Source organism: Infirmifilum sp. (genome assembly GCF_049970975.1).
Lineage (GTDB): Archaea > Thermoproteota > Thermoprotei > Thermofilales > Thermofilaceae > Thermofilum > Thermofilum uzonense.
In genome coordinates, this window is record NZ_JBMFLX010000107.1 from 1 (window position 1) to 4480 (window position 4480).

The following is a 4480-nucleotide window of genomic DNA, read 5'->3' on the forward strand; positions in this document are numbered from 1 at the left end:
GATGTCGACGCCGTTCACGAAGGTGCCGTTCGTGCTCCCCAGGTCCTGGATGTAGAACGTCCCCCGGGCATAGTCGTAGCCGATCATGAAGTGCCTCCTGCTGATCGCGGTGATCATCTCCCTGGGCGCCGCATCGGCGAAGTTCGCACGGCCGAACTCTTGAGGGAGCTGCGCGAGGGGTATGGTCTTCGTCCCAGCGTCCAAGACGGCGGTTAACGTCATAGTCTCGCCGGATGGAGCGGTGATCCTGATAGTGCCCGGCTGGACAATATGGGTTTCAACGCCTAACGGCTGAGCTGGAGCCGAGGGGGGTGGCAGGGCGGCTGCCTCAGCAGCGGCTCTCCGCCTTATCGCGATGAAGCCTCCCACCGCGACTAGCGCGATTACGGCGCCTGCCGCGATCAGCTCCCAGGGTGTGGAGGAGCGCACAGAAAATGGGATTGTAAGGTCGCGGGTATCGCCTGTTTTAGAGTCGCGAATGTTTATCCTGACCGCGTAGTCACCCTCTGGATCGTTGCCACTGATTGGGCGCCGAGTTATCAAGACTGTTCCGGCCAAGTTCATTCCCCCTTTAAATAGCCGCTCGGGGGCTATTCCGGATGCGGGGGGGAAGTACAACCAAACTTCGAGATCCAGTGTAACCCCTGGCTGAGGTGCGGTCGCGTAGAGATACAGGGTCTCCCCCTTCCCGAGGTAGGTGACCTCGGAGCCCCCAATCGCGTTAGTTATGTAGAAGGTTACGCCGTCATACTGCACAGCGGCCGAGGCAAGGGCTACGAGGAGGAGTGCGACGCAGGTCGCACCTAGAGCATAGCTCTTGGATTTTCGCATAGAAATCTATTCAGGCTAGTAATATTTAAGGCTTACCGTACCTGAAACTTGCCACTACGTAGGGCTGGTTGCTGGGGGAGGATCCGTAGGCAATGTATATGACGGCCTTATCGCCCAGCTCTACAGCCTGGCTCTCGACGCGGGGGGCGGCCCAGACCTCGACAGTCCTGCCCTTCGTCTGGACGGCGGTCCTGTTCAGGGAGCCGAGATCCCTTATGTACCACTTACCGCCGCTCCTGAATATCTCGAAGTGCATACGGGAGATCCACTTGTAGGGGTCAGCCACCTTCACGTAGATTGCATCGCCCTCGCGCTCGACCACCACCTTCTCCTCGCTCTCCTCGGTCAGGCGGCCGAAGATTAGGCGGTCGGCGTCGATCCTTATCCTGGTGCCCATGACCTCCAGGATAGGGATGTCCTCCCGCGCAACCTCAGGCGCGATGCCCTCTATCGCCTCTATCATCTCCCTCGCGCTCAGGTACCTCTCAGACGGGTTCCAAGCCATCGCCTTCCTGACCACCGTCTCCATCTCCTCGCTCACGTCCCTGTTGAACATGCGCACACTGATCGGCGTCGGCGGTGGGCGCTGAGGGTAGCCGGGCATCGCCTGCTGCGGGTGCCTGGCGGTGAGGAGGTAGAAGAGGAGGGCGCCCACCGACCATATGTCCGCCTGTGGCGAGGAGCGGAAGTTGTACTGCTCTGGGGCCGTGTAGCCGCCGGGCGAGATCACCGCCTCCTTGATGCCGGAGACGTTGTAGAAGGCGGCTGTCCCGAAGTCTATCAGGACGCACTTGCGGATGTGGTTGTCCCTCGCGAGGACATTCTTGGGCTTCACGTCCCGGTGGATCACGTTCCTCGCGTGGATGTAATCCAGGGCCAGCAGAACCCCCACGGCCACGGCCCTCGCCTCCTTCTCGTCCAGCGGCGACCTTACCAGCTGCTCTATGCTGGCCCCGGGAACGTACTCCATCACGAGGAAGGGCAGGCCCCTCTGCTCCCCCTCGTCGACGTAGGCCACGACGTGCTCATGCCTCAGCTCCTTGAGGATCTGGCGCTCGAAGATGAGCTTCTCCATCGCCGTAGGATTTGAGGCTGAGATCTTAACGGCTACGGAACCTTGAGAGGAGTCAGCGAGCCAGACCTCGCTCATGCCGCCCCTTCCGATGAGTTTAGCCAGGCGATATCTCCCCCTCCTCCCTTGGAGGAGGGGGCTGATCGTTAGCCCCATTTTACCCAGTTCTTTAAAGCGTCCAATATTTTATTCTTTTCGCTCTATATCATTGCCAGTATTGACCCTTCAAGCCTATGTCCGGCAGGAGCGATCAAATGTTCCTGAGCGGAACCATGGCGGAGACGGTGACGTTATCGTAGCCGCCCCGCTTTTTCGCTAACTCGATCAGCTCGCTGCAGAGCCTTAAAGGAGCTTTGCTATACCTCAGTGCTATCGTCAGTACCTCGCTTTGGCTCACCATCTCCGTCAAGCCGTCGGTGGCCGCGAGGAACATGGCGCCGGGCTCCACCTTCACGGCCCTGTCGCCGGCGTGCAGCTCCACCCACATGCTCGGGAGGCCCAGCGCATTGGTGATGACGTTGCGGGGCCCGGTGGCGGGCTTGTGATCGGTGGTTAGCTGGGTCAACCTCCTGCTGATCGTGTAGATCCTGCTGTCCCCAACGTGTCCGACGTGCACGACATCCTCCTCCGCGACGGCTAGGGAGAGGGTAGAGGCCATGGGCGCCCCCCTCTCCTCGATGAGGGAGAGCACCCTCTTGTTGGCCGCCTCAAAGGCCTCCCTTATGAGACCGGAAACCTCCTCCCCCTTCGCCAGGCCCGGCAGGAGCACGCCTAGGAGCTCGAGCACCCCCTCGCTGCTGGCCAGCTCGCCGTACTCGTGGCCACCGGCTCCGTCCGCCACCCCAATTATCCTGAAGACCCTCGTGGAGCCCTTGAGGGACACCCTCAGGCTCGCCGCGAAGCCGGAGTCCTCGTTGTTCGGCCTCCTTAGGCCCCTGTCGCTCACCACCGTCAGCGCAGTTAAGCCCCTGAGTAGTTCACGAGATATCTCCACCCCGAAGCCGCCTGCAGCTGCTGCGGCACCCCTACTCATCGCCGCTCTCTTGGCCGCCTCCTCCGGCGGCCCGCTCACCTTCTCCACCCCCTTCAACGGCTCCTCCGTCAGCAACAGCTGTCTCCCATCCAGCGCCATCCCAGCCACTGCCGCCTTAAGGCCTCCGTTGCCTAGCACGTATGAATGGGCATCCCGCTGCAGGCTGAGCAAGCGGTACCGCCCCGTGACTTCGCTTGCGTCGTATGCTACAAGCGTGTAGTCGCCCTCCGCGGGCTCGCGAAGCGACCCCCTGGGGCCTAGGAGGCTCATCGTCGAGCGGACTACACTGAGGAAGTCGGCGACTATGGAACCCGGCTCGGTGGTTACGGCAAGCAGGTAGAACTTACCCCTCCTACTGCAAAGGTCTAGGTTTAGCGTGACGGCCAGCGAGAAGCTCTCAGAGGTCGAATGCGCGCCGACCCCTGTGTACCTCGCGAAGCGCAGGTTTTTATGCCCCATAGATCTACTCCTCATGTGTGGAACCTTAAGCTGGAAGATAAAGCTATCGGTGAGTTTAAGTTCGTCGTAGAGCTTGCTGCCCAGCGCGCCGCTAAGGGGGCTCTCAGCTCTTCGGGTCATAAGCTGTGTCCCAGATGCGGATCCGCTGCCTTCCACCTGAGGAGCCTCGATCGCTACTACTGCTTCAACTGCAAGAGCTACGTCACGTAGGGTCTCGCCTCGGTTACCAAGTTGAGGCGGGAGCATAGGGTTTACGTTGAGCAAAAGCTAAATATAGACGAGGGTAGAAAAGAGATCGTGCTCGCCCGCTTGTCACTTGTAGCAGTAATTGTCCTCGCACTGAGCTCTCTTGTGACCGCCTCTCAACCACCCACGGTAGTAGTATCGCTCGAACCCTCCACTGTCACAGCTAGTGAGGAGGATGTAGCAGAAATCCGCTTGGTCATAACCTCCGCTACACAATCAGTATACGCCGGCGAGTTCAATCTAACGTACCCTTCTGAGGTCAACGTGACTGTGATGGGAACTAAGAACTGGACAGTCTTCAGACCGACGACAGGCGGTCTCCGCTACGCGTTCTACAGGAACCCAGGAGTCAATATCAGCGATCGTTCGGTCGTGGCTGTGATGAAGGTGAAGGCAGCAGCGGGGAACTACACTATCAGTCTCGCTTACCTCAAGGCTGCAGGCTCTTCGGGAGAGGACTTAGCAGTAGTGTACGGGAACCAAGCCGTAAGCGTGACCGTCGTTGCGGCGGTGAGGGAGAGTGAGCGGCCGCAGCCCGTGACTGTAACAACGGTTGAGCGAAGAATTGACTGGAAGCTCATCTCGTTTGCCGCTACCTTGTTGACAGCCGTGATCCTTGCGGCCTACTACTTCTACTCCTGGCCTTCCGCCCAGCTTCTCATCGACGGGCGTAAGCTTCGATTACGGGGCGGCAACGTAGTGCTTGGTCGCGAGGACTTCGCAGGGATGCTACCCCCTGATAGGCTGCCCTACATTACGAGGAAAGTGAAGGGGGGTCACTTTCGCATAGTGCGATACGGTGGGGCTTACTACATCCAGGACCTGGGGAGCACGAACGG

General features: G+C 59.9%; 4 protein-coding genes and 1 pseudogene. 2 read left to right on the forward strand and 3 right to left on the reverse strand.

The features are described from left to right. The 3 genes from ACP5KC_RS09010 to ACP5KC_RS09020 all read right to left on the reverse strand — a co-directional run. The coding region (locus ACP5KC_RS09010) for an FHA domain-containing protein (protein WP_428287325.1) at positions 1–831 on the reverse strand (831 nt) is incomplete at its 3' end. Positions 832–856: 25 nt separating this feature from the next. Continuing rightward, entirely contained in the window at positions 857–2059 is a 1203-nt protein-coding gene (locus tag ACP5KC_RS09015; protein WP_428287326.1) for a protein kinase domain-containing protein, read from the reverse strand. Between the two features lie 94 nt (positions 2060–2153). After that, positions 2154–3410, reverse strand: coding sequence for a PP2C family protein-serine/threonine phosphatase (locus tag ACP5KC_RS09020; protein ID WP_428287327.1), 1257 nt, complete (start codon positions 3408–3410; stop codon positions 2154–2156). Between ACP5KC_RS09020 and ACP5KC_RS09025 the strand changes: the two genes are divergently transcribed. Both ACP5KC_RS09025 and ACP5KC_RS09030 read left to right on the forward strand, forming a co-directional pair. Beyond that, entirely contained in the window at positions 3411–3605 is a 195-nt protein-coding gene (locus ACP5KC_RS09025) for a hypothetical protein (protein ID WP_428287328.1), read from the forward strand. A 21-nt stretch (positions 3606–3626) separates the two neighbouring features. After that, positions 3627–4480: pseudogene (locus ACP5KC_RS09030) on the forward strand (hypothetical protein); the annotation flags it as partial.